This is a genomic window from Rhodococcus sp. USK10 (assembly GCF_019378875.1).
GTDB lineage: Bacteria > Actinomycetota > Actinomycetes > Mycobacteriales > Mycobacteriaceae > Rhodococcus_F > Rhodococcus_F pseudokoreensis.
On sequence record NZ_CP076048.1, the window covers coordinates 5,996,834 to 6,011,917 of the forward strand.

General features: G+C 68.6%; 13 protein-coding genes. 4 read left to right on the plus strand and 9 right to left on the minus strand.

What is annotated here, in order from left to right:
* Positions 1-169: 169 nt before the first annotated feature.
* Positions 170-2,593: an ATP-dependent Clp protease ATP-binding subunit gene (locus tag I1A62_RS34820; protein WP_219456816.1), complete on the plus strand. Its 2,424-nt coding sequence runs from the start codon at positions 170-172 to the stop codon at positions 2,591-2,593.
* Between the two features lie 283 nt (positions 2,594-2,876).
* Positions 2,877-3,662, plus strand: coding sequence for an IclR family transcriptional regulator (locus I1A62_RS34825; protein WP_072943123.1), 786 nt, complete (start codon positions 2,877-2,879; stop codon positions 3,660-3,662).
* Between the two features lie 37 nt (positions 3,663-3,699).
* Here I1A62_RS34825 and I1A62_RS34830 read toward each other — a convergent pair whose 3' ends face one another.
* Genes I1A62_RS34830 through I1A62_RS34845 form a run of 4 tightly spaced genes read right to left on the minus strand, consistent with a single transcriptional unit; the run spans position 3,700 to position 8,333 of the window.
* Positions 3,700-4,695, minus strand: a complete 996-nt coding sequence (locus tag I1A62_RS34830) for a D-glycerate dehydrogenase (protein WP_219456818.1) — start codon at positions 4,693-4,695, stop codon at positions 3,700-3,702.
* A complete protein-coding gene (locus tag I1A62_RS34835) occupies positions 4,692-5,630 on the minus strand; it encodes a hydroxymethylglutaryl-CoA lyase (RefSeq protein ID WP_219456820.1) in 939 nt (312 codons plus the stop codon). The genes I1A62_RS34830 and I1A62_RS34835 overlap by 4 nt, the downstream gene beginning before the upstream one ends.
* A complete protein-coding gene (locus I1A62_RS34840) occupies positions 5,627-6,880 on the minus strand; it encodes a CaiB/BaiF CoA-transferase family protein (RefSeq protein ID WP_219456821.1) in 1,254 nt (417 codons plus the stop codon). Before I1A62_RS34840 ends, I1A62_RS34835 begins: the two co-directional genes overlap by 4 nt.
* 25 nt (positions 6,881-6,905) lie before the next feature.
* Positions 6,906-8,333: a GntP family permease gene (locus I1A62_RS34845; RefSeq protein ID WP_124392649.1), complete on the minus strand. Its 1,428-nt coding sequence runs from the start codon at positions 8,331-8,333 to the stop codon at positions 6,906-6,908.
* Between the two features lie 168 nt (positions 8,334-8,501).
* On the opposite strand from I1A62_RS34845, the gene I1A62_RS34850 reads away from it, so the two are divergent.
* A complete protein-coding gene (locus tag I1A62_RS34850) occupies positions 8,502-9,509 on the plus strand; it encodes an AraC family transcriptional regulator (protein ID WP_124392650.1) in 1,008 nt (335 codons plus the stop codon).
* A 43-nt stretch (positions 9,510-9,552) separates the two neighbouring features.
* Here the strand turns inward: I1A62_RS34850 and I1A62_RS34855 are convergent, their stop codons facing one another.
* From I1A62_RS34855 to I1A62_RS34870, 4 genes are read right to left on the minus strand one after another with little or no spacing between them, the layout of a single operon-like run.
* A complete protein-coding gene (locus tag I1A62_RS34855) occupies positions 9,553-10,161 on the minus strand; it encodes a response regulator transcription factor (protein ID WP_124392651.1) in 609 nt (202 codons plus the stop codon).
* On the minus strand, positions 10,158-11,273 hold the full coding sequence (locus I1A62_RS34860) for a sensor histidine kinase (protein ID WP_225858145.1): 1,116 nt from the start codon (positions 11,271-11,273) through the stop codon (positions 10,158-10,160). Before I1A62_RS34860 ends, I1A62_RS34855 begins: the two co-directional genes overlap by 4 nt.
* Positions 11,274-11,292: 19 nt before the next feature.
* Positions 11,293-12,069 carry an ABC transporter permease gene (locus tag I1A62_RS34865; protein ID WP_219456822.1) on the minus strand — a complete coding sequence of 259 codons (777 nt, stop codon included), beginning with the start codon at positions 12,067-12,069 and terminating at the stop codon, positions 11,293-11,295.
* Positions 12,066-13,016, minus strand: a complete 951-nt coding sequence (locus I1A62_RS34870) for an ABC transporter ATP-binding protein (RefSeq protein WP_124392654.1) — start codon at positions 13,014-13,016, stop codon at positions 12,066-12,068. Before I1A62_RS34870 ends, I1A62_RS34865 begins: the two co-directional genes overlap by 4 nt.
* A 282-nt stretch (positions 13,017-13,298) precedes the next feature.
* Between I1A62_RS34870 and I1A62_RS34875 the strand changes: the two genes are divergently transcribed.
* Positions 13,299-14,387, plus strand: a complete 1,089-nt coding sequence (locus I1A62_RS34875) for a 3-deoxy-7-phosphoheptulonate synthase (protein ID WP_124392655.1) — start codon at positions 13,299-13,301, stop codon at positions 14,385-14,387.
* On the opposite strand, the gene I1A62_RS34880 is transcribed toward I1A62_RS34875, so the two are convergent.
* Positions 14,388-15,035, minus strand: a complete 648-nt coding sequence (locus I1A62_RS34880) for an alpha-ketoglutarate-dependent dioxygenase AlkB (RefSeq protein ID WP_124392656.1) — start codon at positions 15,033-15,035, stop codon at positions 14,388-14,390.
* Positions 15,036-15,084 lie beyond the last annotated feature (49 nt).

Here is a 15,084-nt window from a genome sequence, read left to right on the forward strand (position 1 = left end):
AAGGCACGAGCTCCCGGTCCGGCAAAACCCGCTGTTCAGCGGGGTGTGCGCCGCCGGGCCCGACTCATTGGCCCCGGGCCCGCGCTCGCCACTCGTCCCTCACGGGAATTGATCGCAGGGTTGGCACGTTAGTTGAGTGAGTAACGCTCAACTTATAGGAGGCTGAGGAATGCCAGCATTCTTCGGGCCGGAGGGCCCAGGTCGCATCGACATCAGTCGGCTCATGAGTCGCTCCACCCAGGAGCTCATGGCTGCTGCTGCCCGCTTCGCCGCAGGTCGTGGCGACGCGGAACTCGATGCACTCCACGTTCTGCGCGTCATGACAGAACACGACCCCGTCACGTCCCTGATGCGCCGCGCAGGCGCCGACACGTCGGCCGTCGCCGATGCGGTCGAACTGCGACTGCCTCAGGGCCGCGACACGTCAGGCTTCGCGACACCCGCACTGAGCGGTGCGCTGAAGACGGCGCTGCTCGAGGCGCACCAGCTCGCGCGCGCTCTCGGTTCCACCTACATCGATCCCGAGCACCTCTTCCTGGCGCTCGCCGCGGATCAGGACCACGCCGCCGGCCGCCTGCTCGCGTCCGAGGGCATCACCCCGGAACGCCTGCAGACCGCGGTGCAGGGCGGGTCGGTGGAGGAGTCCCCCGACTCCGCGACCCCCACGCTCGACAAGTACGGCTTCGACCTCACCGAACGCGCACGCGGCGGCGGAGTCGACCCAGTGATCGGTCGCGCCGACGAGATCGAGCAGACCATCGAGATCCTGTCGCGCCGCACCAAGAACAACCCCGTGCTGGTCGGTGAGGCCGGCGTCGGCAAGACGGCGGTCGTCGAGGGCCTGGCCCAGCGCATCGTCGACGGCGAAGTCCCCGACCGTCTGACGGGTAAGCGCATCGTGCAACTCGACCTGTCGAGCATGGTGTCGGGCACCCGGTACCGCGGCGACTTCGAGGAACGCCTCAACAAGGTGATCGACGAGATCTCGGCGCACTCGGACGAGCTGATCGTCTTCATCGACGAGGTGCACTCCATCGCCGGTGCCGGTGGCGGCGCCGACGGTGCGATGGACGCGGGTAACATCCTCAAGCCGAAGCTCGCCCGCGGTGAACTGCACATCGTCGGTGCGACGACGCTCGACGAGTACCGCAAGCACATCGAGAAGGACCCGGCGCTCGAACGGCGCTTCCAGCCGGTGACGGTGGCGGAGCCGAGCGTCGAGGATGCGGTGGCGATCCTGTCCGGTCTGCGTGACCGGTACGAGGAGCATCACGGTGTCCGCTACACCGACGAGGCGATCACGGCCGCCGTCGAACTGTCGGCCCGCTACATCGGCGACCGCTTCCTGCCGGACAAGGCGATCGACCTGATCGATCAGGCCGGTGCCCGGTTGCGGCTGCGGATGCCGAGCGTCGACGTCGAGGCCCTGCGGGCGAAGCTCGCGGAACTCGAACAGGCCAAGGAGAAGGCCGTCGCCGACGAGCAGTACGAGAAGGCATCGAGTCTGCGCGACGAGGCCACGGCGGTCCAGGCCCGGATCGACGGGAAGTCCGTCGGTGCGTCCGACGTCGCGCCCGAGGTGACGGCCGAGCAGATCGCTGAGGTCGTGTCGCGGGCCACCGGAATCCCGGCCAGCCAGATGACGGAGGAGGAGAAGGAACGTCTCCGCCGCCTCGAGGACGAACTGCATCGCCGGGTCGTCGGACAGGACGACGCCGTGAAGGCGATCGCCCGGGCGGTGCGCCGCAGCCGCACCGGCATGAACGATCCGGACCGTCCCGTGGGCAGCTTCCTGTTCCTCGGACCGACGGGTGTCGGCAAGACCGAACTGGCGAAGGCGCTGGCCGCCACGCTGTTCGGTGACGAGAACAAGATGCTGCGGCTCGACATGAGCGAGTTCGGTGAACGTCACACGGTCAGCCGGCTCGTCGGTGCTCCTCCCGGCTACGTCGGGTACGGGGAGGCGGGGCAGCTCACCGAGCAGGTCCGCCGGAACCCGTACTCGGTGATCCTGCTCGACGAGATCGAGAAGGCGCACCCCGACGTGTTCAACACGCTGCTGCAGGTGCTCGACGACGGTCGGCTCACCGACGGTCAGGGCCGGACGGTGGACTTCAAGAACACCGTGCTGATCATGACCAGCAACCTGGGGTCCGACATCATCTCCAGCAAGTCGGGTGCGCTGGGCTTCAGCACCGGTGACGCGGAGGCGTCGGAGAAGCCGCTGCGGGATCGAGTGATGGGCCGACTGCGCGAGTCGATGCGTCCCGAGTTCCTGAACCGGATCGACGAGATCGTGATCTTCCGCAAGCTCGACACCGATCAGCTGCACCGGATCACCGACCTGCTGCTGGACGACAGCCGGAAGCGACTGCAGTCCAAGGGCATCGAGATCTCGTTCAGCGACGCCGCAGTCGACTGGATCGCCGAGCACGGACACCAGCCCGAGTTCGGGGCGCGCCCGTTGCGACGGTCGATCCAGCGGGCCGTCGACGATCGGATCGCCGATCTGCTGCTCGACGACGTCCTCGTCGAGGGTGGCAGCATCGCGGTCGGAGTGACCGGCGACGAGTTGGACCTCGTGGTCGGCTGATCCCCCACGTGAGTGGCAAAGTGTGCTCCCGCACGCTTTGCCACTCACGTGTGTGGGTAGCCCCTTGCCCGCTCTCGCCGTTCCCGATCAGCACCCGGTGATGAGGTGTGCACCGTCACCTGTAACCAATTCTCCTTCTGCACTTGCAGATCGATGTCCCGGATCCGCCTCGCGAGATCCCCGCACGTGTGGCGACAGTCGGTTCACCCCCACGTGAGTGCCGAAGTGTGTTCCGCCCTCCTTCGGCACTCACGTGCTGGTGGGGGCGACTATCGTCGTGGGTATGCGAGCGGAAGACGGCGAATTGACCTCCAAGCACCAGCCGTTGCTGGTGCTGAGCAAGATCACGGAGATCCTCGATGCCTTCAGCCTGTCGCGTCCGTCGATGACGCTGGGCGAGATCCACCAGGCCACGGGCCTGCCGACGTCGACGGTCCAACGGCTGGTCAGCAACCTGGTGGCGCAGGAATTCCTCGACCGGTCCGGCGACCAGATCCGGATCGGCGTGAAGATGGCGTTCTGGGCGGCGACGGCCACCAAGGGACTCGACGTGCTGGCCGTCGTCACGCCGGTGCTGAAGGAGATCCGCGACGCCACCGGTGAGACCGCCAGCTTCTTCCGGGTCGAGCAGGGTTACCGCGTGTGCGTGGCCATCGCGGAGACCGAGCACGCCCTGCGACGGAACATGTACGTCGGAAAGATCGTCCCCCTGCCCGCGGGGTCGGCGGGCCGGGTGCTGCTCGCCTGGAACCCGGATCTCACCGAACAGGTCCTCGCCGGACCCATCGAACCGATGACGGAGGGCACCGTCACCGACACCGCGGTGCTGCGCGAACTGATCCACCAGGCGCGGGCCGACGGGTACGCCATCACGGCGGGGGAGCGGGAGGACAGCGCGTCGGGATTGGCTGCGCCCGTGTTCGATTCGTCCGCCGACGTGCTCGGCGCGCTGGCGATCAGCGGGCCGACCCTCCGCATGCCCCGCGAACAGTGCGAGAAATGGGTGGATCTGCTCGTCGGCAGCGCCGAGCAGGTCACCAGGACGCTGGGCGGCCGCTACCCGTCCTGAGGCGTGCGGCAGGCTTCAGGGCGGGCAGCGGCGACCGTCACCCCGTCCACGCCTCCGGGTTGACCGGGTGCGGTGGGATCCGGTTCTGCGCCATGGCCACCGCGTTTTCGGCGCACAGCCGCGCCATCTCGGACCGCACGGCGACGGTGGCGCTGCCGACGTGCGGGAGCAGCACGGTGTTCGGCAGTTCCGCCAGCCCCGGTGCGAGCGAGGGCTCGTCTTCGTAGACGTCCAGTCCGGCCCCGGCGATCTCCCCGGATTTCAGGGCGGCGACGAGGGCAGTCTCGTCGACGACGGGTCCGCGCGCGGTGTTGACGAGGATCGCCGTCGGCTTCATCGCGTGCAGCACGTCCGCGTCCACCAGGTGCCGGGTCTGCTCGTTCAGCGGAACATGCAGGGACAGGAAGTCGCTGGTGGTGACGAGGGTGTCCCAGTCGGTATGGGTGACGAGTCCGGCGAACTCGCCGAGTTCGGCGTCCGGCACCGGCCGGTCGCCGGGAGGCCGAGGGCAGAACAGCACCTGCATGCCGAACGCCAGTGCCCGGCGGGCGGTGGCGCGAGCGATCCGCCCGAACCCGGCGAGCCCGAGGGTGCTCCCCGAAACATCCTGGCCAAGTAGCAGGTTCGGCTCCCAACCGGTGAACTTCCCGGAGCGGACGAACGTGTCGGCCTCCACCGCCCGGCGCGCGGTGGCCATGATCAGCAGCATCGCGACATCGGCGGTAGCGTCGGTGAGCACACCCGGGGTGTTGCCGACGAGGATCTTGTTGGCGGTGGCCGCACCGATGTCGACGTTGTTGAACCCGACCGCGTAGTTGGAGATCCCGCGGATCTTCGCGGCGGCCAGGAGGTCGGCGTCGAACGTGTCGCGTAGTTGGGACACCACCACGTCGTAGTCGCCGGACAGGCAGACCTCCCGCAGCCGGGCGGCGTCCGGAAGCTCTTCGGGCAGTTCGACGCTGCCCGCGGCGCGCAGCAGCGTGAGGGCGGGTTCGGGGATCGGGGTGGTGACGTAGAACCGGACGCCGCTCATCGGCCGCCGCCGATGACCCACTCGAACGCGGACGCGTTGGAGCGCGCGCCCTGCGCGGCCTTGGACCGGTTGGCTTCGCCGAGTTCGGCGAGAGTCTTCTCGGACAGTTCCACGAGCGAGCCGAACGTGGTGGGGTTCAGCCAGTCCGGGCGGGTGGCGAACAGCAGGTCCTCGCTGGCGGTGTTGCCGCTGGCGCCGGGTGCGAACGGGCAGCCGCCGAGCCCGCCGAGTGCGCCGTCGACGGTCATCGCGCCTGCCGCGACCGCGGCGAGACTGTTTGCGACGCCCAGCCCCCACGTGTCGTGACCGTGGAAGACGATGCCGCGTTGCGGGGTCTCGAGCCGTACCCGGGAGACGAGGGAGTAGACCTCGGCGGGGACGGCCTGGCCGAGGGTGTCGCAGACGACGACGTCGACGGCGCCGTGGGCGCGCGGGTCGTTGGCGATGTCGATCACCCGCTGCTCCGGCACCCGGCCCTCGAACGGGCAGGTGAACGACGTCGCGATGCACAGTTGGATGCTGCCCCCGACGCCTCGCGCGAGTTCGATGGCGGCGGGCATCGCGGCGAGGCTGTCGTCGGTGGAACGGCCGATGTTCGCCTGGTTGTGGGAATCGGACGCGGAGAAGCAGTACTGGAAATGGCGCGCGCCGGCGGCGGCGGCCTTCTCCACGTGCCGGGGCGTGGCGACCCACACCCAGCAGTGCTCGAGTTCCTCGGGGGTCAGCTCCGAGATCACCTCGACGGTGTTCGCCATCGGCGGGACGAGGTCGGGGCGGGCCATCGACCCGATCTCGAGCGCGGGCACGCCGAGTTCGAGAAGCCGGCGCGCGATCTCGAGCTTGCGGGCGGTGGGCAGCATCTTGCCGGTCAGCTGCAGTCCGTCGCGCAGGGTGACGTCGCGGAGCAGGGCGCGTGATTCGAAGGATTGCGTCATGAGAGGTCACCTACCGTGTCGTTGACGAGGGAGTCGATCTGTTCCGGGGTCTTGCCGAGCAGCGTCTCGAGGACCTCCCGCGTGTGCTCGCCGAGGTCCGGTCCGACGTTGCGGATGGGCAGCGACTGCCCGCCGATCACCGGGACGATGCCGGGGAACCCGACCTCCTTCGGTTCGGCCTCACCCGTGTCGACCGTGAACTGCTGGATCATGTTGCGGGCTGCGTACTGGTCGTCGCTGCAGATGTCGGCGGCGGTGTTGATCGGACCCGACGGCACCCCGGCGGTGTCGAGGATCTTCAGCGCGTCCTCACGGGAGTACTGGATCGCCCACTCACCGATCGCGGTGTCGAGTTCGTCGCGGCGCGCCCACCGTCCGGCGTTGGTGGACAGGTCCGGGTCGGCGCCGAGGTCGGGGCGGCCGATGGTGTCCATGTAGCGCTGGAAGATGGCGTCCCCGTTGCCGGCGATGATGATGCTGTTGCCGTCGTTGCAGGTGTACGCGTTCGACGGGGCGATGCCCTCCATCCGGCCGCCGACGCGTTCGCGTTTGATGCCGTACGCCAGGTAGTCGGGGATCAGCGACTCCATCATCGACAGGATCGATTCGTTGAGCGCGACGTCGATGATCCGATGCGGCAGGGACGGGCCCTGCGTCCCGGCGACCTTCGCGGCCTCGCGTTGGAACAGCGCCATCACCGCCCCGAACGCCGCGTAGAGGCCGGCGATCGAATCACCGATCGACACCCCCACCCGCACCGGTGGCCGGTCCGGGTCGCCGACGAGTTCACGGAACCCGCCGGCGGCCTCCGCGACCGCGGCGAAACCCGGCCGCTGCGACATCGGGCCCGTCTGCCCGAACGCCGAGATCCTTGTGATCACCAGGTCCGGATTGGCCTCGTTCAACGCGTCCGGTCCGATACCCCACTTCTCCAGGGTGCCGGGCCGGAAGTTCTCCAGCAGGATGTCGCAGTGGGCGGCGAGGTCGAGGACGAGTTGCCTGCCCTCCTCGGTGCGCAGGTCCAGCACGATCGACTTCTTGTTCCGGTTGATCGTGCGGTACAGCATCGAGGTGTCGCCGGAGTAGAGGCGCCAGTTGCGCAGTTCGTCGCCGGTCTTCGGGCGCTCCACCTTGATGACCTCGGCCCCGAAGTCGGCGAGCATCCGGCCCGCCGTCGGTGCGGCGATGTAATTGCCCAGCTCGAGTACCCGAACGCCGTCGAGTGGCCGAATGGTGTTGTCGGAGAACATGGTGATCCTTAACTGATAGTGACGCTCAGAGAACGAGGCTCATGGGCAGGACGAGCAGTATTGCGACGACCGATGCCACCGATACTCCCACCGAACACGTCTTCAGCGTGCCTCGTGTGGTCTGACCCATCAAGGACTGGAGCAACCAGAAGGTGTTGCTCGTGACGTGCACCGCGAAGAGGGAGCCGGCGCCGGCCGCGAGAGCGATGAGGACCGGGTCGAGTCCGAGGGTGGGGGCGATGGGCGCGAGGATGCCCGCGGCGGTGATGGCGGAGATCGTCACCGAGCCGACAGCGATGTGCAGGACGGCGGCGATCACCCAGACCATCAGCAGCGGAGCGGCGTGATTGGCGGTGAAGTATTTGCCGAGGATGTCGCCGAGGCCGACCGCGGCGATGGTCGCGGCGAGGGATCCGCCGACACCGGTGAGGATGAGGATCTGGCCGCTCTCGCTGAACCCGCTGGCGATCGCCTTCTGGACGCGGTGCTGGCCGATGCTGAACCGGCCGACGAAGCTGGTGCCGATCAGTCCGATCAGCAACGCGATGAGCGGTTCCGACACGAACGAGACGACCGGGTTGCTGATCTCGGCAATGTCCAGGATCGCGCCGGTCGCGATGAGCAGGAGGGAGAAGAGCAGCGGAGCGAGGAGCAGGATCAGCGGACGGTCGTGCTTCGTGTCCTCGGTGGTGACGGTCGCGGCGCGTTGCGCCTGGGCGACACCTCCGCCGGCGTCCGGCCGAGGGGTGCTGCCACCGGTGCCGTCGGTCCAGTCCTCTTCTTCGTCGTCGACGACCGTCTGATGGAAGTGCTCCTCGTCCTTGTCCGGGTTCCACCAACCACGGGTGAACAGGAACGACATGATCGCGACCGAGATCGCGACGGTCGGGATCACCAGGATCAGCCCGAAGATCAGCATCTTGCCGAGCGGCACACCGAGCAGTCCGGCCAGGGCGAGGGCGCCGACGCCGGGAACCATGAGGACGATGCCGCACTCCAGGCCGATGGCGAGGGCGGTGGCCATACGGGCCGTGCCGACCCGGCCGACCTTCGGTGCGAGGTTGCGGGCCAGCGGCGCCGAGATGACGAGCAGGACGTCGAGGAAGATGGACTGCAGCAACGTCGCGATCGTCAGCGACATCGCATAGGGCATTCGTTTCGGCCCGAACACCCGGAGAAGCGTTCCGACCAGGCGCTGGATGGCACCCATTTCTTTCAGCATGGCGCCCATCAGGACGCCGAAGGCGATCAGAAGTCCCACTTCGGCCATGATGTCGCCGAAACCGGTGCTGATGACCTTCACCGTCTCGGCCGTGCCGAGTCCCGTCGTGAGTCCGAGGTATGCGGATCCGACGACCAGCGACACCACGGGGTTGAACTTGAAACGCACGATCATCAGCACGACCGCCGCGACGGCGACCGTGGTGTTGATCAGGATTCCTACGTCTGACATGTGCGCGTCCTTCGAGGAGGCGGGCAGTGACTGGTGTCACAGGTACACCCATATTATGAGCACACACTCACGATATAAGCAATGCCGCCCCGTGCGCCTTTCTGGTTGAACCCGCCCTACCGAAAGGCGCACAGGGGCCGGAGGCACGCAGGGTGGGATACTCGACGCATGGTCGCGCTGGATCCGTTTGCGGTGGGACGACCACCGGCTGCCGAGCGCAGGACGTCGGACGACTGGGACGAGATCCGGCACTGGTCCGACCGCGTCTACATGCCCTATGTCGTGCGTCCGCTCGGGGTCGGGCTGGCGCCGAGGTCGAGCATGTATTCCACGAAGATCGGCGACATCACGGTCACCCGGTTCTCCTACGGAATCCCCGTCTCGGTCGGCGACTTCTCGCCCGACGCCGGAAACGCGCTCGTCCTCACGACCATCCGCGGGAACGCCCGGCACCACGTCGACCATGACGCCACCGCGGACACACCGGCCGGGGACACGTTCGTCGCCGACTGCAGCCGAGTCGACTACCTCGTCGAATTCTCCCCGGACCACGTGCAACTCAATCTCACGATTCCGCACCGGGTGCTCGCCGACACGGCGGTGCGCTGGTGGGGATTCGATCCGGGAGACGTTCTCTGGCAACGTAAATGCGCCATCGGGGGCGGTGGGTCCGGCTGGCAGGCGCTGCTCGGGTACGCGATGCGGACGACGGGGGAGTTACCGGCGCACGCCACGAACGGGCGCATCGGGCTCAACCTGCAGGAGTTGCTCGTCGGCCACCTGCTCACCGAGTGGGCGGCGCGCGCGGGAGTCGACCCCGACAGGACCACCGGCCCGGCGGCGCCGGGCTACGTGCGACACGCGGTCCAGTACATCCGGGAGTGCGCCCGCGAACTGCCGACGGCCTCCGACATTGCCGACGCGGTGGGGGTCAGCGTCCGCACCCTGTCCGGATCGTTCCGGAAATACCTGGACACCACGCCTGCCGGGTACGTGCGTGAGCAGCGGCTTCGGGGCATCCGGGAGGAACTGCTCACCGCACCTCCCGGGGAGACCGTCGCCTCGATCGCCGGTGCGTGGGGATACGTCAACCTCGGCCTGTTCGCGGCGTCCTACCGCCGGCGGTTCGGTGAGAATCCGTCGCAGACCAGGGCCTCCGGCCCCGTGAGTGGCTGACGAGTCCAGGGACTCCCTAACCACTCACGGGCGGCGGAGCCGCCTACAGCCAGCCGTGGGACTCCGCCGCACGGACGGCCTCGGCGCGGGTGCTGGCGCCGGTCTTGCCGATCGCCGACGACAGATGGTTGCGCACCGTCCCAGCGGAGAGGAACAGTGCGGCCGCGATGGAGGCGACCGGCGCACCGTCCCGCGCCGCCCGCAGCACGTCGGTCTCCCGGTCGGTGAGCGGCGATTCCCCGCTGACGAGGCTGTCGGCGGCGAGGGTGGGATCGACGACGCGCAGTCCCGCGTGGACCCGGCGCACGGCGTCGGCGAGTTGCCGGGCCGGGGTGTCCTTCACGACGAATCCCGACGCCCCCGCCTGCAGGGCCCTGCGCAGGTAGCCGGGACGGCCGAACGTCGTCACGATCAGGACGCGGGTCTGCGGCACCTCGGCGCGCAGTGCCGCAGCGGCGGCGATCCCGTCGAGGCCGGGCATCTCGACGTCGAGGAGCGCGACGTCGGGGGAGTGCTCGCGGGCCGCGGCGACCACCTCGTCGCCGCGCCCGACCTCCGCGACCACCGTCAGGTCCGGTTCGAGGTCGAGCAGGGCGGCGAGGGCGCCGCGGACGAGTGCCTGGTCGTCGGCGAGCAGCAGCCGGATCGTCACGGGACCTCCTTTTTCAGCACGTGCAACGAGAATCCTCCGGGTTGCGGGTGGGTGATGACGACCCGTGCTCCGGCCGCGGCGGCGCGCTCCCGCAGGCCGACGAGCCCGTTGCCGTGGGCGAATTCGCCGCAGCCGGAACCATTGTCGACGACGGTGACGTCGCGTTCGCCCACCGTGACCGCGCAGTGCGTCGCGCCGCTGTGCCGGACCACGTTCGTGACACCTTCGCGGACGGTCCATGCGAACAGCTCGCGCAACCCGGTGGGTACCGACTCGGTGCTGCCCGGTAGCTCGGCCTCGATCCCGGCCGCCCGCAACGCCTCCCCGGCCCGGGCGATCTCCATCGGCAGCGACAGTCCCCGGATTCCCTGCACGGCCTGCCGGACGTCCGCGAGGGCATCGCGGGAAAGACGTTCCAGGTCCGCCACTTCCGTGCGGGCCCGGTCCAGGTCGATGTCGAGGAGCCGGCCCGCGAGTTCGGCCTTGACGGTGATGACGGTGAGGGAGTGCCCGAGGATGTCGTGGAGGTCGCGGGCCATCCGGGTGCGTTCCTCCTGCACCGCGAGCCGTTCGCTCTCCTCCCGTTCCCGGACCAGTTCGATGTTGCGGTTGATCAGCTTGGTCACCCCGAACATCGCGAACGCCGCCGCGCACACGCCCAGCGAGAGCCCGGTGCCCGACCCCCAGTCCATTACCGCGGAGATCACCTCCACGAGAGCTGCGACGGTCAGAGCAGTGATCCCGCCCAGCCAGGCGGGGAACAGCATGACCGCGGAGACCGCGAGGTAGACGGCGGCGGACAGCCCCGACGACCCGACGGCGACCACCATGACGGCCGCGAGCCCGAACAACGCCACCACGAGCGGCACCGCCTGGTTCAGCGGCGGCCGAAACTCGTTGTGCGCGCGCCGGGTATGCGACCACCGGAACATCGCGAGGTACGTCACCGCGAACGCGAGCGTGGCGATCATCCCGATCCAGCCGCGGACGTGACCGCGGTCGGCCCAGCCGTCGAGGAACGGCTGGAACAGGAACACCGTCCACGCGGCGGCGAAGATGAATCCGAAACGGCCCCATCGTCTGGTCACGACGGGGCCGTCGGGGGTGGTCACGGAAGTCACGATACCGCCGTCACACTCGCTCGGTGTCGCGCTGGAACCGCCACACAGCGCCGCCGACGAAGATCGCCAGCCACACCGCGACGTTCAGGACCCACGTCCACTGCATCGCGTCGCCGGTGAGCGGTGCGTGCACGAGTTGGCTGAGCCCGTACGTGGGCATGAACTGTGCGATCGACGCCCAGACGGAGCCGTCCTGTAGCGGCATGAACAGGCCGCCCGCGAAGCCGAGCACGGCGAGCCCGGGGCCGAGGATCTGCATGACGTTCTCGCTGGGCAGCAGGTATCCCATGAACAGGCCGAAGGCCGCGAACACCGCGGAGCCCAGCCACGTGATCAGGGCCGTCGTGAACCACAGGGACGTGTCCATGTGGACGGACGTGAACGCGCCCACGAGATAGACGACGCCGACGGCCGCGAGCCCGAGCGTCATCGCGACCAGCACCTTGACGAGGATGTAGACCCCCGGGGACAACGGGGTGAGCCGCAACTGCCGACTCCACCCGGACGCACGCTCCACCGACACCATCGCGCCGCCGCTCGTCGTCGCGATCATCGCGCCGTACAGCGCCATGCTGATCATCACGTACGCCGAGACGTTCCCGTTGCCCGCGCTCTCCCCCGAATAGCTCGGGTTCAGCCCGAAGATGAGGAAGAACACGACCGGCATCACGAGGGTGATGATCATCGTGCGCCGATTGCGCAGCAGGCGACGCAGTTCGAGTCCGAGGAGGGTGGCGTTGAGCCCGCCGAGCGGGGGAACGCGGCGGTGGGCGGCGAGGGTGGTCACGAGGTCGGTCCTTCCGTGGCGGAGTCGTCGGAGGTGAGCGCGATGAACGCGTCTTCGAGGCCCCGGGAGACGATTTCGAGGTCGGTGGCGGGTGTCCGGGTGAGCAGATGGCGGGCCACGGCGTCGGTGTCCGTCGAGTGGATCAGGACGCTGTCGCCGCGCACCTCGATGCTGTCGGCGCCGGGAATCGCGAACAGCTGTTCCCGGTCAGCGCCCGGGAAGTGGGCGCGGACGGTGCGTCCCGCGGCCAGCGCCTTCACCTCGGCCGCGGTGCCGTCGGCGACGACTTTTCCCTTGCGCACCAGCACGATCCGGTCGGCGTACGCGTCGGCTTCCTCGAGGTAGTGCGTCGCGAAGACGACCGTCCGGCCGCTGTCCGCGTCGGCGCGGATCGCCGACCAGAAGTCCCGCCTGCCCTCGACGTCCATGCCGGTGGTCGGCTCGTCGAGGATCAGCAGTTCCGGATCGGACAGCAGTGCCATCGCGAACCGCAGTCGCTGCTGCTGCCCGCCGGAGCATTTGCCCACCAACCGGTTTCCGAGATCGGCGATGCCGGCCCGGGTGAGGACCTCGTCGACGGGCCGGGTGTCGGCGAACAGGCTCGCGGTGAGCCGGACGGTCTCCTCGACCGTCAGTTCCTTCAGCAGGCCGCCCGTCTGCATGACCGCGGACACGAGGCCCTTCGCGATCGCGGTGCGCGGATCCGTGCCGAAGACGGACACCTCGCCGGCAGTGGGGCGGGACAGTCCGAGGACCATGTCGACGGTGGTGGTCTTGCCCGCGCCGTTCGGGCCGAGGAACGCGACGATCTCACCGGGCCGGATCTCGAGGTCCAGCCCGCGGACGGCGTGAACGTCACCGAAATGCTTGTGGACGCCGCGCAGGCTGACTGCCGGAACAGGCGATGCGGACGCCTGCGCGGAGGTGCGGGGTTCTGTCGATGTCATGCATTCAGCGTGCGATCCGGGCGGCCGGCGACCCTCACACGTCCGTCACGACCTCACCGTGACAAATGTCAGGGGAGGGGGGTAGGTGTGGCGCCGATCCGGGTCAGCCGTTACTGTGGCCGTCATGCAGCGCGCATATTTCTGGTTTAGCAGGCCGGCCCCGGGTGGGCCGGTCGGCGTAACCACGCGCTGACCTCCTCCACCCCAGAGCCGGATTACAGACCGGCTCGCGGGAATCTCCACAGTCTTCGAGGGCCGGCCTGAGAACAGGAACCCGAACCCATGACTGTCACTCTCGACACCACGACCAGCAGTGATCGCCTGGACGCCCAGCGCACCGTGAGCATCAGCCCGCTGGTGGCGCCGTCCGTCGTGCGCCGCGAACACGCCCCCGACGACGTCGCATCCGCGACCGTCCGCTCGGGCCGCGCCGACACGGTGAACGTGCTGAACGGCGACGACGACCGTCTGCTCGTCGTGGTCGGCCCGTGCTCCGTGCACGATCCCGTCGCCGCCATGGACTACGCCCGCCGGCTCGCCGCCAAGGCCGAGGAACTGCGCGACGACCTGCACATCGTGATGCGGGTCTACTTCGAGAAGCCGCGCACCACGCTGGGCTGGAAGGGTCTGCTCAACGACCCCCACCTGGACGGCACGTTCGACATCGACACCGGGATCCGCATGGGCCGCAAGCTGCTGCTCGACGTGTCCTCGCTCGGACTGCCGGTCGGCTGCGAATTCCTCGACCCGATCATGCCGCAGTACATCGCCGACCTCGTCACCTATGGCGCAATCGGTGCCCGCACCGCCGCCAGCCAGGTGCACCGGCAACTGTGCAGCGCGCTGTCGATGCCCGTCGGAATCAAGAACTCGACGGAAGGCGACGTGCAGGTGGCCGTGGACGGCACCCGCGCCGCCGCGGCGAGCCACGTGTTCCCCGGCACCGACCTCGACGGGCAGGCCGCGCTGATCCGCACCATGGGCAACCCCGACTGCCACGTCATCCTCCGCGGCGGCAGCGACGGACCGAACTACGACGCCGAGACGGTCGCGGACACCCTCGCCCGGCTGAACAAGTCCGGTCTGCCGGAACGCGTCGTCATCGACGCCAGCCACGGCAACAGCAGCAAGAACCACGAGAAGCAGGTAGACGTGCTGGACGACATCGCCGCCCGTCTCGAGGCAGGCGAGAAGGGGATCGTCGGTGTGATGGTGGAGAGCTTCATCGAGGCCGGACGCCAGGACCTCACCCTCGGAAAGTCCGAGGAGCTCACGTACGGCCAGTCCATCACCGACGCCTGCATCGACTGGAACACCACGGCGGCACAGTTGGACCGTCTCGCCCAGGCAGTCGCCGCACGCCGGAAGTGATCACCGCACGCCTCTCGTGCGGAATTGCACGCTGATGCGCGGTCCGAGCGGGCGGGCACTCTTCGGTACGCAATGCTCCCAGGTGCGCTGGCAGGAACCACCCATCACCAGCAGGTCACCGTGGCCGAGGGAGTACCGGATCGAGTGCCCGCCGCCGCGCGGACGCAGCAGCAGCGGACGCGAGGCGCCGAGCGACAGGATGGCGACCATCGTGTCCTCGGTTCGGCTGCGACCGGTGTCGTCGCCGTGCCAGGCGACGCTGTCCGCCCCGTCGCGGTAGAAGCACAGTCCGGACGTGGCGAACTCCTCGCCGAGTTCGGGCCGGTAATGCCTGCTCAGGGCGTCTCGCGCAGAGACGAGTAGGGGGTCGGGGAGCGGCTCGTCCTCTCGGTAGAACCGGACGAGCCGCGGCACGTCCACCACGCGGTCGTACATCTGGCGCCGCTCCGCATTCCACGGCACCGTCTCCGCGAGCGTCGTGAACAGATCGTCGGAGCCGGTCATCCACCCCGGTCGCACGTCGACCCACGCCCCCGCCGTCAGCGTGCGGCGCTGCACCGTCGGCCCGAGTTCGCCCAGCTCCACACCGAACGACGCATCGTCGAACAGCGAAGCCTGGAGCGCATACCGCGCATCCGCGGAGGTCATTCGGCCATGCTACACCAGAGATCGAACGTATGTTCCCATATTTTCCGGC